This window comes from Oliverpabstia sp. (assembly GCF_022785585.1).
In the GTDB taxonomy this organism is placed as follows: domain Bacteria; phylum Bacillota; class Clostridia; order Lachnospirales; family Lachnospiraceae; genus Oliverpabstia; species Oliverpabstia intestinalis.
Window position 1 is genome coordinate 23,023 of sequence record NZ_JALFPR010000147.1, and the last position, 22,154, is coordinate 45,176.

The 22,154-nt window shown below is 39.7% G+C and carries 17 protein-coding genes and 1 pseudogene; all 18 read left to right on the forward strand.

The features are described 5' to 3' along the window. The first annotated feature begins 114 nt into the window (after window positions 1-114). Window positions 115-2,004 (forward strand): heavy metal translocating P-type ATPase, encoded by a 1,890-nt coding sequence (locus tag MSA64_RS10345; RefSeq protein ID WP_270339487.1) that lies wholly within the window; start codon window positions 115-117, stop codon window positions 2,002-2,004. A gap of 30 nt (window positions 2,005-2,034) precedes the next feature. Further along, the gene (locus tag MSA64_RS12100) at window positions 2,035-2,319 is read left to right on the forward strand and encodes an ArsR/SmtB family transcription factor (RefSeq protein ID WP_270339489.1); all 285 of its coding nucleotides are present in this window, start codon (window positions 2,035-2,037) and stop codon (window positions 2,317-2,319) included. 130 nt (window positions 2,320-2,449) lie between these two features. Continuing rightward, window positions 2,450-4,600: a peptidylprolyl isomerase gene (locus MSA64_RS10355; RefSeq protein WP_270339490.1), complete on the forward strand. Its 2,151-nt coding sequence runs from the start codon at window positions 2,450-2,452 to the stop codon at window positions 4,598-4,600. Between the two features lie 9 nt (window positions 4,601-4,609). Further along, a complete protein-coding gene (gene hflK, locus MSA64_RS10360) occupies window positions 4,610-6,148 on the forward strand; it encodes an FtsH protease activity modulator HflK (RefSeq protein ID WP_287891532.1) in 1,539 nt (512 codons plus the stop codon). Beyond that, entirely contained in the window at window positions 6,145-7,053 is a 909-nt protein-coding gene (hflC, locus tag MSA64_RS10365; protein ID WP_270339492.1) for a protease modulator HflC, read from the forward strand. The genes hflK (MSA64_RS10360) and hflC overlap by 4 nt, the downstream gene beginning before the upstream one ends. 95 nt (window positions 7,054-7,148) lie before the next feature. Beyond that, complete coding sequence (hflK, locus tag MSA64_RS10370; protein WP_287891533.1) at window positions 7,149-8,153, forward strand: FtsH protease activity modulator HflK; 1,005 nt, start codon at window positions 7,149-7,151, stop codon at window positions 8,151-8,153. 339 nt (window positions 8,154-8,492) lie between these two features. After that, window positions 8,493-9,179, forward strand: a complete 687-nt coding sequence (locus MSA64_RS10375) for a response regulator transcription factor (RefSeq protein WP_270339495.1) — start codon at window positions 8,493-8,495, stop codon at window positions 9,177-9,179. A 9-nt stretch (window positions 9,180-9,188) separates the two neighbouring features. Then, window positions 9,189-10,577 (forward strand): sensor histidine kinase, encoded by a 1,389-nt coding sequence (locus tag MSA64_RS10380; protein WP_270339496.1) that lies wholly within the window; start codon window positions 9,189-9,191, stop codon window positions 10,575-10,577. A 43-nt stretch (window positions 10,578-10,620) separates the two neighbouring features. Beyond that, window positions 10,621-12,102: a L,D-transpeptidase family protein gene (locus MSA64_RS10385; protein WP_287891534.1), complete on the forward strand. Its 1,482-nt coding sequence runs from the start codon at window positions 10,621-10,623 to the stop codon at window positions 12,100-12,102. Further along, window positions 12,065-13,144: an acyltransferase family protein gene (locus MSA64_RS10390; RefSeq protein WP_287891535.1), complete on the forward strand. Its 1,080-nt coding sequence runs from the start codon at window positions 12,065-12,067 to the stop codon at window positions 13,142-13,144. The genes MSA64_RS10385 and MSA64_RS10390 overlap by 38 nt, the downstream gene beginning before the upstream one ends. 64 nt (window positions 13,145-13,208) lie before the next feature. Beyond that, window positions 13,209-13,877: a winged helix-turn-helix transcriptional regulator gene (locus MSA64_RS10395; RefSeq protein ID WP_270339498.1), complete on the forward strand. Its 669-nt coding sequence runs from the start codon at window positions 13,209-13,211 to the stop codon at window positions 13,875-13,877. Window positions 13,878-14,150: 273 nt separating this feature from the next. Then, window positions 14,151-14,591, forward strand: coding sequence for an ECF-type sigma factor (locus tag MSA64_RS10400; protein ID WP_270339499.1), 441 nt, complete (start codon window positions 14,151-14,153; stop codon window positions 14,589-14,591). Window positions 14,592-14,647: 56 nt separating this feature from the next. Beyond that, window positions 14,648-15,142: a DUF3846 domain-containing protein gene (locus MSA64_RS10405; protein WP_287891536.1), complete on the forward strand. Its 495-nt coding sequence runs from the start codon at window positions 14,648-14,650 to the stop codon at window positions 15,140-15,142. A gap of 521 nt (window positions 15,143-15,663) precedes the next feature. Beyond that, window positions 15,664-16,389, forward strand: a complete 726-nt coding sequence (locus MSA64_RS10410) for a DUF4240 domain-containing protein (protein ID WP_270339501.1) — start codon at window positions 15,664-15,666, stop codon at window positions 16,387-16,389. 21 nt (window positions 16,390-16,410) lie between these two features. Next, window positions 16,411-18,387, forward strand: a complete 1,977-nt coding sequence (locus MSA64_RS10415) for an ATP-dependent DNA helicase (protein WP_287891537.1) — start codon at window positions 16,411-16,413, stop codon at window positions 18,385-18,387. A 166-nt stretch (window positions 18,388-18,553) separates the two neighbouring features. Then, on the forward strand, window positions 18,554-19,681 hold the full coding sequence (locus tag MSA64_RS10420) for a tyrosine-type recombinase/integrase (protein WP_270339503.1): 1,128 nt from the start codon (window positions 18,554-18,556) through the stop codon (window positions 19,679-19,681). Window positions 19,682-19,693: 12 nt separating this feature from the next. Further along, window positions 19,694-21,451, forward strand: a complete 1,758-nt coding sequence (locus MSA64_RS10425; protein WP_270339505.1) for a tyrosine-type recombinase/integrase — start codon at window positions 19,694-19,696, stop codon at window positions 21,449-21,451. A gap of 1 nt (window position 21,452) precedes the next feature. Next, window positions 21,453-22,154: pseudogene (locus MSA64_RS10430) on the forward strand (tyrosine-type recombinase/integrase); the annotation flags it as partial.

Here is a 22,154-nt window from a genome sequence, read left to right on the forward strand (position 1 = left end):
TTAATAAAGACTATAAAACCAAATCGCCCCGGAATAGGATATATTTTGGGGCGTATATTTCAAATAATATATGAAAAAATAATCATATGTTCAATAAAAAGGTGGGACAACATTATGACAAAAAAACAGAAAACTATGCTGATCAGAATTTTAATAGCTACAGCAATGTTAATCGGACTTTCATTGGCCCCGATTAGTGGCTTGCCGAGGATGGCACTTTATATGGCCACATATCTGATCATTGGATATGACATTTTAAGAAAAGCGATAAAAGGAATCATTAATGGACAGATCTTTGATGAAAATTTTCTGATGGCAGTGGCAACGGTAGGTGCGATCGCACTGGCTATTTATGAAAAAAGCGGTGATTATAATGAAGCGATTGCTGTTATGTTATTTTATCAGATCGGTGAATTGTTTCAGAGCTATGCCGTTGGAAAAAGCCGTCGCAACATCAGTGCGCTGATGGATATCCGTCCGGATTATGCGAATATTGAAAAAGACGGAAAACTGGAAAAAGTAGATCCGGATGAAGTGGAAATTGGCAGTATTATTGTTGTCCAGCCGGGCGAAAAAGTTCCGCTGGATGGAATCATAACAGAGGGAAACTCTTCACTGAATACCAGTGCCCTGACGGGTGAAAGCCTCCCAAGAGAAGCAAATATCGGAGATGAAGTGATCAGTGGATGTATCAATATGACGGGTGTCCTTAAGATTCGAACAACAAAAGAGTTTGGAGAATCTACCGTATCAAAGATTCTGGAGCTTGTAGAAAATTCCAGTTCCAGAAAATCAAAATCAGAAGATTTTATTTCAAAATTTGCAAAGGTATATACCCCTGCAGTTTGTATCGCAGCACTGGCACTGGCAATTTTACCGCCGGTTGTTCGAAGTCTGTTCATGGGACTTCCGGCACAATGGGGTTCCTGGATTTACAGAGCATTAACCTTCCTTGTAATTAGCTGTCCATGTGCGCTTGTAATCAGCATTCCGTTAAGTTTCTTTGCCGGAATTGGTGGTGCAAGCCATGAAGGAATCCTGGTAAAAGGTTCTAATTATCTGGAAACTCTGTCAAAAACAAAGGTTGTAGTATTTGATAAGACAGGTACTTTGACACAGGGTGTATTTGAAGTAAACGGCGTTCATCATAACACAATGGAAGAAGCAAAGCTTCTGGAGTATGCAGCACTGGCAGAAAGCTCTTCTTCCCATCCGATCAGTAAGAGTCTGCAGCGCGCATATGGAAAAGAAATTGACAGGAACCGTGTCAGTGATATACAGGAAATCAGCGGTCATGGTATTCTGGCAAAGGTAGATGGAACATCTGTTGCAGCCGGAAACAGCAAATTGATGAAAAAACTGGGTATTTCTTATTCAGACTGCCATAGTGTAGGGACCATAATCCACATTGCAGTAAATGGAAGTTATGCTGGTCACATTGTAATTTCGGATGTGGAAAAACCACATGCAAAAGATGCGATTAAGGCTCTGAAAAAAGCAGGTGTTGAAAAGACAATCATGCTTACCGGAGATGCAAAACGAGTGGCAGATCAGGTGGCTGCAAATCTTGGGGTTGATGAAGTACACAGTGAACTTCTGCCAGGAGACAAAGTTGACGAAGTTGAGAAAATTCTGGAATCCAGAAAAGGAACAAAGGGAAAGGTTGCATTTGTTGGTGATGGCATCAACGATGCTCCGGTACTTTCCAGAGCCGACATAGGAGTTGCAATGGGAGCAATGGGAAGTGATGCTGCCATTGAGGCTGCAGATGTTGTTTTAATGGATGATGATCCGATTAAGATTGCAAAAGCAATCAGAATTTCAAGAAAATGTCTTGGAATCGTATATCAGAACATTGTTTTTGCTTTAGTAGTAAAATTTGCCTGCCTGATTCTTGGCGCATTAGGTATTGCGAATATGTGGTTTGCGATTTTTGCAGATGTGGGAGTAATGGTTCTTGCAATTTTAAATGCAATCAGAACCTTACATGTTAAGAACTTGTAGAATATATTGGATAACTGGGGAATTTCATATTTGAATGAAAATGAACTGTATTCTGTAGCAGAACTGTTTAAAATTTTTGGAAATACTTCACGAATCAGGATTTTACTTGCCCTCCACGAAAAAGAAACATGTGTAAATTGTCTTGCCAAAGAACTGGATATGTCAGAATCATCCGTATCGCACCAGTTAAATATTCTAAAAGCACACCGCTTAATAAAGAGGAGACGGGAAGGAAAACTGATATTTTACAGTCTTGCAGATAAACATGTTCGCCTGATTATTGATACAGGTCTGGAACATATATGTGAATTATAGAATATATGGTGATCCGACAAAGGGAGTGGCAGCGCAGGCTGCCACTTTTTCTGTAAATCCCCATAATTTTCCCATAACTTTTCTTTATACTGTGCCTGCAAAATATTTATGCATTTCAGGAGAATGTAAAATGGCAGAAAATGACAAAATACCGCAGGTACAGGATGATGAAAATGAACTGGAACAAAAGGGAAAGGATGGTGATCTGAATAACGAGATAGAATCAGAAACAGTGCTGTCGGACTTTTTACATGCTATGGGATTTAAAAATACGAAAAAGGAGAAAAAAACTAAAGACAAGCAGGAAGAAGTGCCTAGGGATGGTGAAATGACGGAATCCGTCGAGGAGGAAGAGTCAGAACCAGAACATGAGATAATGGTTGTACCAGAACAACGTACCAGAAGGAGATGGCCGCTGGGGGTATTTGGAGCGATGGCTCTGGGCGGGGCAGCATTGGGCATATACCACAGCCTGCCAATGCTACAGGAGCCAAAGCCACCGGCCCCGGATGTTGTAGCAACTTATAATGATCAGAAGATAACAATAGAAGAACTAAAGAATTTTATTGCTGCAGAAGGTGCAAAAGAAAGAGAGCATATGCTATGTCCAACACATGGTTATGACCATTCAAAGTGTGATGCAACGGAAGAGTGCGAAATACATCCTGTAGATTCATTAGAAGGATATCAGGAAATGGTATCCAAAATGGCTTCGGAACAAATGATTTTAAACTGGGCCAAAGAAAAGGGAATCACTGGCAGGGAAGAAGTTCAGCATAATATGGAAGATCTGTTGAATGATGCAACAGTTGAACAGTATATGTCGCAGCTTCATGAAGAAAATGTATCTCCTGAGTCAATTTCCAAGACAGAAGTTCAGCAGTACTATTCAGAAAATCAGGATAAATTCAAAGGAAAAAGCCTGGATGAGTCAGAAGAAGAAATCAGAAAGACACTTGCTTCTGAAAAAGATGGAAGTTTTTTTGAAACATACTTTGAGGATTTGAAAAAAACATCAGGATTACAGGTGAATTATGACGTATTAGAAGTTAATACACCAACAAAAGAAGAAATCTCTGATTACTATGAGCAGAATAAAGAAAAATATCAAACGTCTGCTTCAGCGGATTACAGCGAAATAAAAATTGCGGACGGAAAGATGGATACTGCTACAGAAGCAGTAAGAAAAATACGTTCCGGAGAAAGTCTCGAAAATATAGCAGGTTCTTTTGGCAAAGATAAGAAGGTATTCAAAAATTCGATAGACCTGTCTTCGGATACAGAACTGGGAAAAACAATTGCCACTATGAAAGAAGGTGAAATCAGCGAACCGATAGAAAATGAAGATGGAAGTATCAGTATCATAAAAGTAAATCAGAAAAAAGAAGGAGGGGTAAAAAAATTATCCGAAGTAACAAAAGAAATTGAAAATATTTTGTTGCAGGAAAATATAGATAAAGAATATACAACAAGAAAAAATGACACTTTATTTGTGGTTCACAGCAGACGTTATACACTGGGTGACTTTTATAAAGAATTTCAGGAATTATCAGAAGAATATCGTTCCAAATTTTCTACTTTTGAGGAGAAAAAGAAACTGGTAGAACAGATGATTGCCAAAGAATTGTTATTGGAAAAAAGCACTGATGGTGCGGATGATGGAGAAAACAGCCACAGTTTTGAAGAACTGCAGGTTCAGTATCTTTATCAGGTGATGCACCAGGAAACAGTAGATACAAATCTAGATGAACCTACAGAGGAAGAAATCAAACAGTATTACGAAGAGAATAAAGAATCTCTGGTGACACCGGCCTCTGTAGAGCTGAGTCTGATCTGGATCAGTCAGGGAGAAAATGGCGAAAAGAAAGAGCAGGCAAAGGCTTCTGCCGAAGAAGCATATGGGTTATTAAAAGAAGGGAAAGATTTTGCTGAAGTAGCAAAACAATATTCTGAAGATACTTCAGCTGAGAATGGTGGACAGATAACGGGGCAAATCTACAAAAATCATTTGGCTGAACCACTTGCTGAAGCAGTGTTTTCTTTAAATGAAAATGAATTCAGTAATGTGATCGAATACCAGAATGCTTTTTATATTTTGTTGGTAAGAAGCAAATCTGCAGAAGAGTTAAAGCCATTAGAGGAACTGTCAGATGCAATAAAAAGTCATTTAAATGAACAGGCACATGATAAACTCTCAGAAGAGTTATCACAACAGATCCTAAATGATGCGGATCTAAAGATTTATGACAGAACCCTGAAAAAGATGCTAACAGAGACATAGGAGTAATTAATGATGGGAAGAAAAGAAAAAACAATTTTAGTGACAATCATTGCAAATATCATTTTGATTATCCTGAGATTCTTTCTTGCAGATATTTCGGGGAGTATTGGTCTTGCGGCAAATGCATACCATTCTTTCACCGATTTATTTGTAACAAGTGTTGTATTTGCAGGACTTATGATTGCAAGATTCTGTGGAGAAAAAGCAAGAAATATATCAAGAAAAATGGAACATATCCTGGCAATTTTTGTATCAATATTCATTTTTTATATGGGAATTGAGATTTTATCTGATGCACTCAGTGGAGAACAGACAGAATTAAAATATGTTCCGTTTGTTGCAGCCGGAGCTTTTGTAGGTGTTGTGATTAATTATTTTATGGCACGGTACAAGATTTATGTTGGCGAGCAGACCGGATCGGAAAGTCTTAAAGCAGATGGATACCATTCCAAAATGGATATGTATTGTGGGATTGCCGTGTTAGTGGGTGTAATTGGTTCCTTGTTTGGAATGCCGGATCTGGACAAACTGGCAGCTATTGTAGCAATGGTTCTTCTGATGATTTCCGGGTATGAAATTTTAACCGAAAATATTCGGGCATTGATGCACCCGGATGCGGTGGAAGAACATGGACATTATAATCATGGATTTCATGAAAATAAAAAGATGGCAGCAGGTATGTGTGCTGTAATGCTCATCTCATATTTGTTATCTGGAATATATACCGTAAAACTGGATGAGGAAGGTGTAGTCAGAAGATTTGGGAAAATTACCAAGGACGTTTCACCAGGTATTCATTACAGACTACCCAGTCCAATTGAAGAAGTTTCAATTGTAAATACAGGAGAGGTTCAGAGAATTGAAACAGGCATTCAGGAATTGCTTACAGGAGATACCAATCTGGTAAATATAAATTTATCAGTGCATTATCGGATTAATGATGCAACGGCATATTTACTGAATGTGAATAACATAGACACTCTGATACAGTCAGCTGCATCAACAAGCATTCGTCAGATTGTAGGAACCAGTAAAATAGATGATATTTTAACAGATGGTAAAGAACAGATGGAAGCTGCTGCCAGGGATTCACTCAGTCAGACATTGAACAAGAGTGACTCAGGGATCGAGATTGTGAATGTTCAGCTTATCCAAGCTGATCCACCTGAAAGTGTATTATCCAGTTTTCAGGATCTTGCGACTGCAAGGCAGGATAAGAGCATTTACATAAATGAAGCACTGTCTTATAAAAATACGATAGTACCACAGGCAAATGCTGATGCATATAAGATTGTGTCAGAGGCTGAAAGTTATAAAGAAGATAAAATTCAGACAGCCAAAGGAGATGCTGCTTTATTTGCCCAAAAAGAAAATGCGTACTCTAAATCGAAAAAAGTAACAAAGTTCCGTTTATATCTGGAAGCGATGGAAAAAGTACTTCCGGATGCACAGAAACTTCTGCTCGGTGCGGATGTAAATGTGAATAATGCAGAACTTTGGATTGGAAATAATACAAATTCAGGAAACCAGGAGGATAATGCAAATTGAGAAAAATACCTAAACAAGTAGTAATCGGAACAGGGCTTATAGCAATTCTTTTTGTGGCAACTTTAATGGTATATAAAGTGGATGTAACTGAATATGCAGTTGTAACGCAATTCGGAAATCCTGTAAATGTAAATGAAAATCCTGGACTGAAAGTAAAACTTCCAGATCCGGTTCAGTCTGTGCAGAAGCTGGATAAGAGAGTTCAGGTATATCAGACTAATTCCATAGAACTTCTGACATTAGATAAGAAAAGTGTGTCATTAGATTATTATGGAGCATGGAAAATAACAGATCCTGTTTTGTATCTGAAAACGGTGAAAGATCAGATCGGAGCAGAAGCCAGACTTACAGATGTTTTCTCTTCCAGTCTGGGTGTCCAGCTTGGTAAGTACAATCTGGAGCAGCTGGTAAATACCAATGCAGAAGAACTGCAGCTTGATACGGTGATAACAGATGCTGTTACCTATGCCAAAGAAAAAGCAGCAGAATATGGCATTGAAGTTGTGGATGCACAGATTCGTGTATTAAATTTTCCAGAAGCCAACAAGCAGAGTGTTTATGACAGAATGAGTGCTGAACGTGAGCAGATGGCTCAGAAATACAGAGCAGAAGGAAGTGAAGAGGCAGCTAAAATACGTGCTGATGCAGAAAAAGAACAAAAGCTGATTCTTGCGGAGGCATATCAGCAGGAACAGCAGATTAAAGGTGAAGGTGATGCGGAGGCCATTCGGATTTATGGAGAAGCATACCAAAAAGATCCTGAGTTTTATGAATTTATCCGTACACTGGAAACTTATGAGAAAACAATAGATGGTAACACAACACTGATTTTGCCGTCAACAGCAGAGATACTGAAATATTTAAGTGGAAGCACAGATGGGGCGGAAGGAGAGAATGCTGAATGAAAATACCATTAAAAAGAATAAAATCCACCTCAAAAAGTGATGAAACACAAAATCCTGAGAAAAAGAGATTTCGATTCAGATTAAAGAAAATTAAAATGCCGCATGAAAATGAAGTGGTAAAAGATCTTAAGGGTGCATTCGGACATATTAATCCCAAAAAGATAATTGGTATTATGGGGATTTCTATTGTCGCAATCTATTTTCTGACAGGAATTTATATAGTAAATCCAGGTGAACAGGCTGTTGTAAGAAGGTTTGGCAGTATCAGCAGCCAGTCTGTAGGAGAAGGTCTGCATTACAGATTTCCATGGCCAATAGATGAAGTACAGAAAGTCAATGTCTCAGAAGTTCGAAGAGCAGATGTTGGAATGTCACTGCCGGAACATATTCACCAGCCAGATGAAGAACCACAGGCGATTCAGCTTTTAACAGGAGATGAAAATATTATAACGACACAGGCAATTGTTCATTATAAAGTCAGTGATGCAGCAAAATTTCTTTATAATGTAAATGGAAATAATGAACAGCTGGTAAGATACAGTGTCGAGGCAGCACTTGTCAGGCTGATGGCAAATACAGCGGTTGATGATATTTTAAGTACAGAAAAGACTGCTGCACAGAATGAGATACTGAAATTTGCACAGGAAGAATTGAACAGGTATGATACGGGAATTCAGATCACAGCATTTAATATTCAGGAAATTGTACCACCGGATACAGTATCAGCAGCATTTTTGGACGTAACAACTGCAAAAGAAGAAAAAGAAACAGCTATCAATGAAGCAAATGGATATTATAATAGTCTGATTCCTCAGGCCAGAGCGGACGCAAGTGCATTGATATCTAATGCGGAAGCATATAAAGAAGAACAGATTGCAAAAGCAACTGGTGATACTGAGAAGTTTTTAAGTATGCTGACAGAATATAAAAATAATTCAAAAATATATTCGGAAGATACAACGAAATACAGACTTTTACTGGAAACAATGGATAAAATACTTCCACTTGTGAAAATGTATATTGTCGATTCAGCGGATGGAAATGTAGATCTGAAATTATATGATTCTGCATTATCCGGAAATATTTCTGTGACAGAATAAAATAGAGAAACAGTGCATTTGGCAAAAAACGAATTATAAATGCACTGTTTTTCGAGTGTTAATGAATGGGTGTGAAAAATGGAAAAAAGGTTTTTCTTATTATATTTACCAGCCGGAACATCTGCACAAATGATCTGTGTGGAAATCCGAAAAATATATGGTGTGGAATTTGTGGATTTTGAAAAAGAAACGAATATCCTTACGATAGTAGCCTTAAAGAAAAATATGGAAAGAATCATATATGCTTCCGGTATCATTCTTAAAATTCTGAATGACAGGATTACCATGCAAGAATACAGAACGTTAAAGTGAAATAAAAAATATACGGAAGGTGAACTTATGAAACAGTCAAAAAAAATATTAATTGTAGATGACGAGAAAAAAATCACAGAGGTACTTCAGGCTTATCTGGAAAAAGCCGGATATCTGACTGCTGTTGCCTATGATGGAAGAAATGCCATAAAGCTGGCAGAAACAGAGTTACCGGATCTGATCCTGCTTGATTTAATGCTGCCAGATATTATGGGAAAAGAAGTGTGCCAGGTTATCCATCAGAAAAAAGATATTCCGATTATTATGCTTACTGCAAAAGTGGATGAAAGTGACATGATCGCAGGACTGCAATGCGGTGCAGATGACTATATTGTAAAGCCTTTCAGTCCCAGAAATGTTATTGCAAGGGTGGAGGCAGTATTAAGACGGGTGGAAAGAAGCCAGCCGGAAATATTGAAAATTGGAACTGATTATTTAGATGTTAATTTTCAGGCACACAGTATAAAAAAGAATAATGAAGAACTTCATCTTACACCTACGGAATACAATATTTTTGAATTGCTGGTAAAATCACCGGGACGTGCATTCACGAGAGAGCAGATTATTGATTTTGCTTTGAAAGATGAATTTGATGGATATGACAGAAGTGTTGATACTTATATAAAATATCTCAGACAGAAAATTGAACCAGATCCAAAATCACCACAATATATTGTTACGATATATGGTGTTGGATATAAATTTGTACCATAAGGAGCAAAGATGAAAACAATAAAAGGCAGGCTTATATTTTCGTATTCTTTTATTTCCATTGTTATTCTTTTATCTCTGGCGCTATTTTATACAGTTTCCATGGAAAATGTGTTCAGCGGATATGCAAAAGAACAGCTTGATGAAAAAATGCGAACTGTCGTTGAACAAATGAAAGGAGTTTATCAGAAAGACAAACAAAAATACGAAACGACAGGGGTTGAAATTGTTGGAAATGCAGCTTTACAAAATGGCCTTTTGGTACGGCTTCAGACGCTGGATGGTGAATTAGACTGGGATATCCGGACACATAAGGAAGAGGAATGTCAGCTTACACTTCAACATGCAGAAAGTAATATGCACAGCCGTTATATTAAATTTGAAGGTTCCTATCAGGAAAAAGAATATTTGCTTGAATCAGATGGAGTTCAGACCGGAAAACTGACAATCGGATATTATGGACCGTATTCTTATACAGATGGAGAAATCCGACTTTTGGGAACATTAAATCGATTTCTGATTTTACTGTCCGGTATATTCATTTTTGTGGCAGTTATACTTGGTGTTATTATGTCAAAAAAACTGACAAAACCAATCTCTGATGTTACCAGATCTGCGGCTGAGATTTCAAAAGGAAAATTCGGGGTACAGATTCAGGAAAAGAGCTCCATAGATGAAACGCAGAGTTTAATAACTGCAATTAACGAAATGTCTGCCGCTTTGGAAAAAGAAGAAATACAAAAACGTCAGATTTCATCAGATGTGGCTCATGAGCTTCGGACACCATTAACCAACCTGCAGCTGCATCTGGAAGCGATGCTGGATGGAATATGGGAACCGACAACTGAACGATTGGAGAGCTGTTATGAGGAAATTCTGCGACTGATCCATATTGTCCGTCAGCTGCAGGAATTATATGTACTGGAAAATCAAAGAGAACCGCTGCGTTTGGAATCATTTGATTTTAGCAGCTTGTGTGAAAAATTATGCTGGAGCTTTGAACCGAAACTCCAGGAAAAAAATCTGAAACTGACACTATGTACCAGATCGGGAGATATGTTGTGTGGAGACCGTCAGAGAATTCAGCAGTGTATGACAAACCTGGTAGCAAATGCAATCAAATATGCAGAAACCGGAAGCAGTATACGCATTATTTATAAACAGATGACGGATTCAGTCCTGATCCAGGTTCAGAATAAAGGAAATATCATACCGAAAGATGCTTTAGAGCATCTGTTTGAACGGTTTTACCGAGTTGATAAATCCAGAAACACAAAGACTGGAGGAATGGGCATTGGTCTTTCTATCACAAAAGCTATTGTGGAAAGGCATAATGGACGAATATGGGCATCCAGTGATGAAACAAACGGAACTGTTTTTTCTATAGAATTACCGAAATAGCAGTATGAAATTAAAATATGGGGAGATAAAAGGAGCATTGAAAATGAGTGAACGAAAGAAGAGAGGAGAACAAAGACAACCAACAAACAGAAAAGGGAAGAGGAAGCAGAAGTTAAAATTCATTTTATCTATAAGCATCCTGCTGATGATCGTTTTGACCGTGGGATTTGTCGCATATGAGATCGTAACAGATACACAGACAATGGGTTGTAAAACATTTGTCTATGGACAGAATGTATCCCGTCTCACACCAGATCAGGCAACAGAAAAAATAAATACGGCTTTTGAAGATAAAACGGTTTCTTTTTATGAGAATGGAAAGAGTGTTTATACGGTTTCATTAAGAGAACTGGGATATTCGCTTAATACACAGACATTAGAAACAGAACTGTTTAAACTGAAGAAAGAAATATGGAAGAAAAGAACAATATTTGAGCCCAGAGAAGATTGGAAAATTCCATATGAAGTTGTCAGGGATGATAACCGATTATCTGAGACACTCTCAGCGGAGCATTTTACAGCAGATACAGAGCGAATCAATTCTGAAGATGCCTATATAAAATATGACGATACAAGCAAAAAATTTATTATTGTTGATGCAGTGCAGGGCAATCAGATTGATCCAAACCGATTATTGCAGTACACATCCGATTGTATCCAAAGAAATCTGGAAGAGGATTTTTTCAGAAAGGCGATTTCTGTAGATATAAATGAAAATACATACAGTCAGGCTGCTGTTACGGCATCATCTGAAGAACTGCTCAGTCGTTTATCAGAACTAAACACGAATATAGAAAAATATAATAATACTTCAATTACGTATCTGTTTGGTGATGTAACAGAAACAATTGATTCTGCAACGATCAATTCCTGGATGGTCATTTCAGGGGACAAAGTTGAAATTGACTCTGATAAAGTCAGAGCGTATATAGAAAGTCTGGCAAGTGAATACAACACAATATATGTGCCAAGATCTTTCTATACATCCAATGGTCAGACTGTAACAATAAGTAATAATGAGTATGGCTTTCGCATTGACCAGGATGCCGAATTCGAACAGCTTTGTGCAGATCTGCAAAGCGGAACAACCATTCAGCGTTCACCAATTTATGAAAAAGAAGGTCTGTCACGAAATGGAACAGATGATCTGAATGGAAGCTATATAGAAGTCAGTCTGGAACAGCAACATCTCTGGCTGTATAAAAACGGAGTACTTGTGACAGACACAGACGTAATCAGCGGACTTCCAACAGAAGATCGTGCAACTTATACGGGTGCTTATGCGATTGCTTATAAAGCAAGTCCATTCACACTGTCCAGTGACATTTATGGATATGAAGTTCCGGTTACATACTGGATGCCATTTGTATATGGACAGGGACTGCATGATGCGGACTGGCAGCCGGAATTTGGAGGAGACGTATATAAAACAAACGGAAGTCATGGATGTATAAATCTGCCGCCTGATCAGGCAGAAGTGATATACAATGCGATTGATGGTGGATATCCGATCATTCTATATTAGGGGGGGGGAATCAAATATAAAATCAAAGGAACAGGGAGTACCATATTTTTTTCTGATCAATAATATAAAAGTTATCTTGATCTTTTTGGTAGTCTTTAATCATATTATTGCATTTCAGCTTGTAAAAGTGAATCCGGCAGTGCGTCAGTTGTGGTATGCTATCACGGTTTTTCATATGCCAGCTTTCATTTTTGTTTCAGGATTTTTGTCAAAAAGTAAACAAAATGTACTGAAAAATATTCAGAACCTGTTGGTTCCATATATTCTGGGATATAGTTTTACATGGGCAGTCAAGGTATGGCTTGGTTATAACATGGATTATGATATCTTGCGCCCTTCCGGAACCGTTATGTGGTATGTATTGGCACTATTTGTTTACAGACTTATCATAGAGGCTTTTGGAAGAATAAGATTTATTGTTCCACTAAGTATTATATTTTCATTGTGGGCCGGAACAAGAAATGAATTTTCCACATACCTGTCAGCTTCCAGAATAGTTGTGTTTTTTCCGTTTTTTGTAGCTGGATATTTATGGAAAAGCCAATATATCACAGTATTAAGAAACTTCAGGAGAAAATGGATCTTAATGAGTCTGACTCTGATTTTGCTGTATCTGATGACAGCATATATGCTGGGAAATAATCTTCCGGTAGATATATTCAGGGGAAATCATTCCTACAGGGCAAGTAATATCAGTGAGATGGAAGGAATGCTTATTCGGTTATTTACATATTTAGCCTCGTTTTTAATGATAATTTCGTTACTTGCAATTATTCCTGACAGAAATTTGTTTCTTACTTTTATTGGAAGCGGGCGAAGAACAATGGGAATATATTTCTTCCACTATCCGATGCAGATTGCAATGAACAGTTTCCAGATCTTAAAAATACCGCTGTTATTGAATGTGGGAAGTTTATTTCTGATTTCTTTACTGATGGTTTTAATTTTAGGAAGTGTTCCTGTAAATTGGGCATATAATCATGTGCTGAGATTAATCAACATTATGTTTTTTAAAGAAAAGGCATGGTGTACTGACGAATAACTTCTGAAAGAAAATATATATGTGTGATAACGACTATAATATCCTGTTCTATACGGAAAAGGATATGCACATTGAAATCAAAAAACAAATAAAATCATGCTATGTAACCACTGTTTATGAGTGCCTGAAGAAATTGAGTTTATTTCATTTCGATATTATAGTAATTGGCAGTACTGATTCTCTGGATCTTACCGCAGAAATAATTTCAACAATAAGAATAATCACATATACGCCAGTTATTGCTTTAACAGAAAATCCGTTGCGGCATAAAAAGACTCTTATACATGCAGGTGCAGATTCTGTATTTGATATTAATATTGGAAAAGAAGAATTAGAACTGCATATTTTTTCGTTAACTCGAAGATATTTAGAATGGGCAAGAAAAGCAGAAGATAAGAAAAAAGAATTAAACATCAGAGAAGGAAAATTGTTAATATCCAGAGAGTTACATAAGACATATTGGAACCAAACCGAATTGAATCTCAATAAAAAAGAATATGATTTTCTCTACCTGCTTGCGTCATCGCCTAGGAGAATTTATACATTTGAACAGATCTACCAGATTGTCTGGAAAGATTATCCTGTTGGTGATATAAAAAATATTATTTGGTGTCTGGTTAAAAGATTGAGAAAAAAGCTGAATACCATTGAAGATGGTGCCGGAAACTGCATTGTCAGTGTGCGAGAGGTAGGATACAAATTTGAATTGAATAATGAAAATGAAAAACAGTAAGGCGAATGATCCGTAAAAAGATTGTTCGTCTTATTTTTATTTATTCTGGAAAGAAGGTGATAAAAACTGACCGTCAATTGACAGTTTTCTGACCGTTAGCTGACAGGTACATCCGATACACTGTGCCTTTGTAAAGATATGATTACAAAGGAGATCCGTGTTTGCAGGGAAACAGCAGAGATGCCGGGCATTCCTGTAGACAGGAAGAACGAGCCAGATCACCGCCACACTCCGATTTGATTTCACAAAAATTCAGGTCGGAGGAAAAGATAAGTGGCTTATAACAAAGCAAAAGAAGAATATAGATGGAACCAGTGGAAAGCAGAGGAAGAGAAGATCCTGCGTGAACAGGGCGTGGATGAAGTGACGATCCAGAAGCTCCGTGAGTATGACTGGGATGATTTCAAGGCAGAGCGGAGATTCCGGGAACATCAGACCTCGCTTCTGGACTGCATGGAACTGCTTCTGGAAGAAAAAGAAACCGAAGAGTCCCAGCCAGAGAGCGTGGAAGCCCTGCTGGATACCGTGGAGAATGAAGATCTGCTTCAGATTCTGCTATCAACTGACAAGAAAACCCTTCAGATGGTTGTCATGAAGATGATGGGATATGCACCAAAAGAGATTAGTCATCATATGGAACTGCCGGAGCAGACGGTTTATACAAGATTGCGGAGATTACGGGGAAAGATCAAAAAGTCCATGAAATTTGAATAAAACAAAAGGGGTTCATCGGCTGACTATTAGAACGAACAGACAGGAGGATTGATACGATGGATGAAAAAGAAGCATCTGGAATGCAGGAAGAAATGATGACAGTGCTGGTAGTTGAGCCTATGAAAGAACCCTATGTCAAGAACATTCCGAATGCGCTGGAGGATCTGCAGCAGGCAGTAGGCGGTGACATTGAAATGACCTATCCATTCGAGGACGAGGTTGGAATCCTTTTAAATGGAAACGGGAAATTTGAAGGATTGCCCCTGAATCGGGCGTTATATGATGATCATGGACAGGTCTATGATGCGATAGCCGGGACTTTCCTTGTAGTAGGGCTGACAGAAGATGATTTTACTTCACTGACACCGGAGCAGATTGAAAAATTTAAAGAAAAATATCAGTCACCGGAAATTTTTACTTTGTTTAACGGGGAACTTCATGTGATGAAGATGCCGCAGCAGGAACAAAAAGAACAGAAGGAAAGCAGGAAGAACGATGCACAACAGAAAAATCCGGCAAAGAAGAAAAACAGATCCGGGGATGCAAGATAAAAAATTTTCTGTAGACTGAATAAAAAAATATACTGCCATCGGCTAGTAAGCAGAGGGACATCCCTCGGCTGTTCTTTGGCAAGTGAATATCGGCACTACAGGTACGTTCCCAACCGTAGAAGCGTGACAGCATGAGCGCCATGATTAAGTGAAGGGTAAAGATTCTTAGACTTGGAGCGAGGAAGCATAGCTGTGAATAAGGCGGTGGCAGCCTTTCGCCAGGATCACGGACGGGGGATAATGATACACGTTACCAGCCAAAGAGCGGAAGATGGACTCCGGGTTGTAATCAGAAAGACCCCCAGGACATCTGTGAGAGGCGGCAGGCCAGCCGTCCGCCTGTAGTGTCCCCTTTCCTGAAAGCAGGATGGTTCCGGGGGTGCGAGGTCAAATGCGGAACAGCAAGATAAAATAATAGAAATCAATGAAGAAGTGTGTCGTTGATATCAGATACCATGCGGCTGTGGGAAACTACAGCCGTATTCTTGTGGTATTAACGTCACATCAAGGGGAGAGAACAGATGGAAGAAACAAAAAGAAGTGGAATGAGCAAGGATCAATTCTGGAATCTGATTGAAAAAGCAAAGGAAGTCTGCGGCACCGATCTGGAGGCTTCGGCAGTGTGGATCAAGCAGCAGCTTTTCTATATGCCACCAGAGGATGTCCTGCAATTTCACAATCTTGTTTACAGTTATCGGGATGCGGCTTATAAGTATGGCTTATGGACAGCGGCAGGTATTATGATGGAAACCGGGTGCAGTGATGACAGGTTTTCTGATTTTCGGATGTGGCTGATTGCCCAGGGGAAAGAAGTCTATCTGAATGCCTTAAAAGATCCGGATTCCCTTTCTGGCGTAACTCCGTATGGGTACTGCAGTTTTGAATCACTGGGATACATCTCATCGCAGGTCTACAGTGCCATGAAAGGAAAAAATATCTATCAGGACAGTACGGCCAGAATGCAGATGGCATGCTATGAAGAGGTGATCCGGGATATTGTGTATCATCCTATGATCGAATATCCGCTGGAATTGCCGGAAGCAATGGTGGTTTATCCAAAACTATGTGAATGTCATTTATCCGAGCAGGTAAAGAAAGCTCCACAGAAAGTAAAGACATGGAATGTTTCCAGGACAGATATCCGAAGGATGATGGCAAAGGGAAATGCTGCTATAAAGAACATGCAGGAGCAGGGACAAAAAGTACCGGATGTTGCAAGAGCTGTCCGTAAGGGAATGGTAAGATAAGCTTTCCGGCAAGGAGAAATAATGTGTTATAAAAATGAATATCAGAAAAGGGCGCATGGCGAAGTGGAAAGGATCTTTCGGGAACTTCTCCCAGAAGCCGGGCTTCATGTAAGAGAAGAACAAATTCGTCTCTGCCATGAAATGCTGGATGCCCTTATGAAAAATGAGATCACGCTCTGTGATGCAGGAGTCGGTATCGGAAAGACCTATGCCTATCTGACAGCCTGCATCCTGATGCGGAAATATAGTGTACTGCATTCCGGCTATTCGGGATGCGACAGGCGGCCTGTGGTGGTATCCACTTCCAGTATCGCCTTACAGAAAGCAATCATAGAAGAATATGTTCCTTTCTTATCGGAGGTACTGTTAAAAGCAGATCTGCTTCAGGGAGAATTAAAAGCAGTCGTCCGCAAGGGAAAGGAACACTTTGTATGCGATTACAGGCTGGCCCAGAGATTAGAGGCAGTCCGGGACAAGAATAAAAATCAGGCACAGATGGAGGCATTGAAGTTCCTCCGGCATAACTTTGATTTAGATTCCGTACATAACCTGAGCGGTTTTGACCGCAGGCTGGTGTGCGTACCGAAATTCTGCCCCAGGGAGTGTCCGGGGAAAGCAGGATGCCGTTATCAGAAGCATCTGGATATTTCCAGGAAAGAGGACATTTTTTTACAGATCTGCAATCACAATTATCTTCTGGCAGATGCCATGCACCGGGCGAATGGGTACCGGCCGCTTCTGGCAGATTACAGGGCTCTGGTTGTGGATGAGGCTCACAAGCTCCCGGAAGCTGCCAGCCAGATGTATGGACGAAGCATTGGTAGGGAAGATGTGCAGGAAATCCGTTATTTTTTAGCCAGGGAGCATAAGGGAACAGAAGGAAAATGGCTGCAGGAAGGATTTAACACTCTTCAGGAAGAAATCCGAAAGCACCGGAAAGATGGCATCGAAGACATGGCTGGAAAAGAAAGTTTTTATTTTCCGCCGGGAGCTGGCACAGCCTTAGCCCAGATGCAGGAAAGGCTTCAGCTTATGATCAAAAGGCTCGCCGGGAACATTCCTTACTGGATCTTTCGGCGGCTGGAAGAGATGGAAGAGCTGTTCGGCTGGTTTTTAAAGAACGACAAAAGGTATATTTTATTTTTACAGCAGGACAGCCGGGAACATTTAACTTTTATGGCGGTTAACCGGGAGATCCCGAAATATCTGGACGCCACTTTATGGAGCCGGGGATTTCCGGCGATCTTAACCAGCGGCACCTTAAAAGCCGGAAACGGTTTTGCAAGGACCAGACAGATGACCGGGCTGGAAAAAGAAACGGGCGTCCGGGAGTGTGTGGCAGAATCCCCCTTCTGCTACAAAGAGAACTGTCTGCTTTACATCCCGGAGCATTTAAAACCAAGGAAAAAGGGAAGCCGGGAAGAGGCCGAACAGCTTGCCGGACAGATCCGTGATCTGGTGTGTTCCACTTACGGGCATACGCTGGTACTGTTCACATCTTATACCCTGATGGGAAATGTGCAGCAGCTTTTGCGGGATCAGATCCCGTTCCCGATGGTGCAGGTATGGAGAAACTCTCAGGAAGAGATCGCACGGTTTAAGAAGATGGAGAATGCAGTGCTGTTCGCAGCCGGCTCCTGCTGGGAAGGTGTGGACTTTCCGGGGGACATGGTATCCTCTCTCATTATCGTAAAACTGCCGTTTTCTGTTCCGGACCCCATCCATGAAGCACAGAAGGAACAGTACCGATCCCTGGAATCCTATATCCAGACCATCGTAGTCCCGGATATGCAGAAGAAACTGCGCCAGGGATTCGGCCGGGCGATCCGCACAGAGCAGGACACCTGCGTTGTGTCTATTTTAGACCACCGAGCCACGAAGAAAGGCAGGTACCGGAGTGATGTTCTGGATGCCCTGCCAAAGTGCCGGATGGCAGAGCGAATCGAAGAGGTAGAAGATTTCATTCGAAGCCGGAAGGTGGAGCGTTACTACAGCTGAGAGCAATCGCAGTGTTGTTGGTTCTGCCCAGATCTGGACGGCAGATAGGACAAAAAGTTTAGTGGTATTTCAGGGACGGTTTTGACCGAATTGGTGGTATTGGTGATAGCTTTATCGGCATGAGTTGGGTATACTGTGTATAGCGTTAGAGGAAAGGAGGCAGTTCATGAGCTACAAAGTAGAAACGATAAAAGATGGAACAGAAAGATATTTTTACATCCGAGATCTTGATACGATGGCAATCGAAGAACTGCCGAGCAAATATCTGATGCACAAGATTAAATGCAGACGGTCACCAAATACCGTAAAGCGATCCGCCTTTGCCATCTGCTATTATATGGGCTACATGGAAGAAAAGGAAATGGAGCTTACTGAAGTCTACCAGCTGGACTATGAAGAACAGACAGAGCATTTTGTGGGGTTCTTATACTGGCTCAGAGTTGGAAATCACACGAAACAATCCAATGGAAAAATGAAGAAATGTCCAAATCAAGGAACCTGCAACGCATACTTAAAAGATGTGTTCAGGTTCTATTTATTTATTGAGGCGGAATACGAACAGTATGGCAGCCTCAAGACATTATCTTATAACCAGATCATCGCAGTCGATCAGGTCGGTGTTAAAAAGGTGCTTCGAAATCATTCTTTTAAAGGCTATCTAAAAGAGGAAGAACATCGTGGCAGGGCAGCAAAGGAAAATCAGATTGTGACGATCCTGCAGGCGTGTACCAACCGCCGGGATCAGCTTCTGCTGCTTTTATTAGCAGAGACCGGATACCGGATCGGGGAACTGCTGGGAGTAAAATATGTCAAGGACATTGATTACAAGAACCACATGATCCGGGTGTGCTTCCGGGAAGATAACGAGAACGAAGCAAGAGCCAAGAATGCGGAATACCGGAGTGCCAAGATAAGCAATGACACTTTTGAATTCCTGATGGATTATCTGGCAAGGTACCGGAAAATCCTGCAACATCAGGATTACCTGTTTGTAAATATTATGGGAGATGGCATTGGAAAACCCTTAAAGGTAGACAGTGTATACGATATGCTGGATCGGATGGAAAAGAAAACCGGAGTCAAGATCACACCTCACATGCTCCGCCACTATTTTGCAAATATGCGAAAGGATGCAGGATGGCAATTGGAGATGATCAGTCAGGCACTGGGACACAAGCATCTGGATACCACGATGAAGTATCTGGACTGGCTGGATGACGAGTTGGTAGAAGCAAGCAACGAGTTTTATGAACGGCATTCTGCTATTTACGGAGCAGACCGTCTGCTGGAATAGGAGGTGTGAAAAATGCCTGTATATTTACTACAGCAGGCAGAACACAGGACTGAATATCAAGAGGACATTGAAAAGAAGAAGCAGGAACTATATGCAGAGATCGATTCACTTCCGATACAGATAAAAGTAAAAACACCAGTTAATCATGTGAAAAAATTTCTGACAGACAGAGAAGTCTGGATTTTAACAGAAATGGATTATGAACTGCGGATTTCTTACGAGCAATATTTAAGAAAAAAATTGAAGCCTGATAAGATCATGTGGTATCTGAGCATATATGATGCTATAAAACAACAGCATATATACCGGCAGATGCAGACACTGACTGGAAAAAGATTTTATGAATGGCGATACCAGAATAAAGTTTTTTACCTGAAATATTATCCGGATCAACAGATTGCCGAGAATTTTAAATATACCAATGTTCTCAGGGTTTTGGTATGGGATTTCAAGAAGAATTGTTCCGAAATACTAAAACGACAAATTTTTGCTACGTTGAGTCACATTGTGGCAAAGACTTCGGAAAGTATAGCATATAAAAATAACAGATTGAAGGCGTTAAATATACTATATGATTCCTGTGCCCGGCAAAATATTCAGGATATTGGAGTGCTGGAAATAAGGCAGATTCAAACAATTTCCCAAGATTTTGCAGATACAAAAAATAAAACGCTAATGAGGCATTTAAGTATTATAGAGGAATGCAGAAAAGATGCTTTTATGCAGCAGGAACGGATTCAATGGGATGCCACGGTCTGGTACATAGAAAAGTTTCATTTAGATAAGAGTCGCATTAACGAAAGTAGCTCGCTAAAAAGTATTTCTTTTATGGAGATAAGAGAGTTGCAGAACCGTAAAATCCTGCAGGAATACATGAAATATGAGCTTGGTGTGACTGGACAGGCAGTAAGCACAATTCGTAACAGATTTATATTTATAAGGAATTTTCTGGAAATGCTTGAGCAGGAAAATATCCTTGCTGTAGATGCAAAGGCAGAACATTTGGAACAATATGCAAAGAGCCTTCGGGAGCGGAAAATACAGGCGAAAGGTTTTAATGAGAGGATATTCGGTATAGGACATTTCTTTAAATTTATGGAAGTCCGGAAGTATATTCCCAAAATGCCATTTCGTATAGAGTATTTCCAGCAAAAGGTAATAACAGTACATCATGACCGAAGTGTAGAAGAAACCGTATATATGGAGATTTTAAAAAAATTATATCTTTTTCCAGAACGGCTTCGGTGTATGTTCCTGCATCTATGGTGCCTGGGACTTCGGGCAAGTGAAGTGTGTACCTTAAAAGGAAATGCTTATTACCAGCAGGGGAAGGATTGCTGGATTCAGGTATATCAGGTGAAAATGAAAAATTATAAGAAAATACCAATACCAAAAGCATTATACCAGCTTATGGAAGTATATCTGAAGAAAAATGGAACCAGGCCGGAAGAATATATTTTTCAAAATACGAAAGGTGGAGCTTGTTATTATAGTACGTTTCGCCACCAGATGCTAAAGGCATGCAGAGAAAATGAGATAGCGAATGGAGAATATATTTTTAAAGCGCATGACTATCGACATACAGTAGCTACCATGTTTTATGACAATGATGTATCACTCCAGAGCATTCGTGACTATCTCGGACACACCTATGAAGAAATGACAAGGCAGTACATTGATTATATGCCAAAGAAAATTGCACAGGCAAATGAAGAATTTTTCAGTATGCAGGAGAGCAGCTTGGCTTCGTGGCTGAAGAAAGGGGAATGAAATGGAAAGCGATGTCATTTACTTTAGAGAATTTCCAAATTGTATAAAAGAAGGAAAACATAAAGATAATGGAAAATTTGATTTGTCACTGCTTCCAACACAGACACTAAAAGAAGAATTCCGAAGTTACATTATGTATCGTGGCAAGATTGGGAATTATTCAAAATTGCGTTTTGACAGACTCAATTATAACTGCATTGTAAAGTTTTTAAACAATAGAATAAATCGAAATATCAACAGCCTTAGTGATCGCACAGAAGAAAAATGGATAACACTTCTAAAAGGCTGGATGATGGAACAGGGAATTTCGACTACCAAGAAGAAAAAAAGTGTCTATGGAACTGTTACTTATGGCGAAGCAGAAAAAATATTGTATTTTAGAAGAATCCTGAAGTATTTGGAACCAGAGGACTTAAGGGATGAGATAGAAAAGGATGTCTGGATACTAAAAAATTTGGATATAGAAATTCGATATAATCCTATTTATAACATAGAAACCCTGAACTTCAGGAAAATATACCAGCCAGATATCCGGGAAGAATGCAAAAAAGCTGTTTACATGAATCTGAAATATGAAGCGATAGGAACAATAGCTGGAGAATTGACAATAATGAGGAAATTCTCGGCATACTTAAAAAGGGAATATCCTGGAATTAAAAGCTGCAGTGAAATAGATCGGGATATACTGGAAGGATTCTTGATT